1 protein-coding gene is annotated in these 1,439 nt (G+C 65.0%); it reads left to right on the top strand.

The window, feature by feature from the left end; translation table 11 throughout:
- The coding region (locus ACWRN3_RS22840) for an amino acid permease (protein ID WP_476742027.1) at positions 1-1,439 on the top strand (1,439 nt) is incomplete at its 3' end.

The following is a 1,439-nucleotide window of genomic DNA, read 5'->3' as shown; positions in this document are numbered from 1 at the left end:
ATTGATGGTGGTCACGCGCATGCGTCCGAGACCTCCCTGCACGCGGAGGACAAGGGTTACCACAAGAACCTCAAGCCGCGGCAGATCCAGATGATCGCGATCGGCGGTGCGATCGGTACCGGCCTGTTCCTCGGCGCCGGCGGCCGGCTCAACGCGGCGGGCCCGTCCCTGGTCATCGCGTACGCGGTGTGCGGGTTCTTCGCGTTCCTGATCCTGCGCGCCCTGGGCGAACTGGTCCTGCACCGGCCTTCCTCGGGCTCGTTCGTTTCCTACGCCCGTGAGTTCTTCGGCGAAAAGGCCGCGTTCGTCTCCGGCTGGTTCTACTGGATCAACTGGGCCACCACCACCATCGTGGACATCACCGCCGCCGCCCTCTACATGCACTTCTTCGGCAACTACATCCCCTGGATGGCCGACGTCCCGCAGTGGGCCTGGGCACTGACCGCCCTCATCGTGGTCCTGGCCCTGAACCTGGTCTCCGTGAAGGTCTTCGGCGAAATGGAATTCTGGTTCGCCCTGATCAAGGTCGCCGCCCTCGTCGCGTTCCTCATCATCGGCACCTACTTCGTCATCTTCGGCACCCCCGTGGACGGCCAGCAGGTCGGCATCAGCCTCCTGTCCGATAACGGCGGGATCTTCCCCAACGGCCTGCTGCCCATGATCATCCTCATGCAGGGCGTCCTGTTCGCCTACGCCTCCATCGAACTGGTCGGCACCGCCGCCGGCGAAACCGAAAACCCCGAAAAGATCATGCCCAAGGCCATCAACTCCGTGGTCTTCCGCATCGCCGTGTTCTACGTCGGCTCCGTGATCCTGCTGGCCTTGCTGCTGCCCTTCACCTCCTACCAGAAGGGCGTCAGCCCCTTCGTGACGTTCTTCGGCTCCATCGGCGTCCAGGGCGTGGACGTGATCATGAACCTCGTGGTCCTCACCGCCGCCCTGTCCTCGCTGAACGCCGGGCTCTACTCCACCGGCCGGATCCTGCGCTCCATGTCCGTGAACGGCTCGGCCCCTAAGTTCGCCTCCCGCATGAACAAGGCAGGCGTCCCCTACGGCGGCATCGCCATCACCGCCGTCGTCTCCCTCCTCGGCGTCCCGCTGAACTACCTCGTCCCGGCCGACGCCTTCGAGATCGTGCTGAACATCGCCTCCGTGGGCATCATCATGACCTGGGCCACGATCGTCCTCTGCCAGATCCAGCTCAAACGCTGGGCGGACAAGGGCTGGGTGGAGCGCCCCTCCTTCCGGATGTTCGGCGCCCCCTACACCGGCTACCTGTCGCTGGCCTTCCTCGTCGGCGTCCTGGTCATGGTCTTCATCGACTCACCCCTGACCATGCTCGTCACCGCCATCGCGTCCGTGCTCATGGTCATCGGCTGGTACGCCTGCCGCCACCGCATCCGCCAAATCGCCGAAACCCGCGAAGGCTACACCGGGAC

It is taken from the genome of Pseudarthrobacter sp. rb (assembly GCF_056389225.1).
This window is presented reverse-complemented; position numbering and strand designations above follow the sequence as displayed.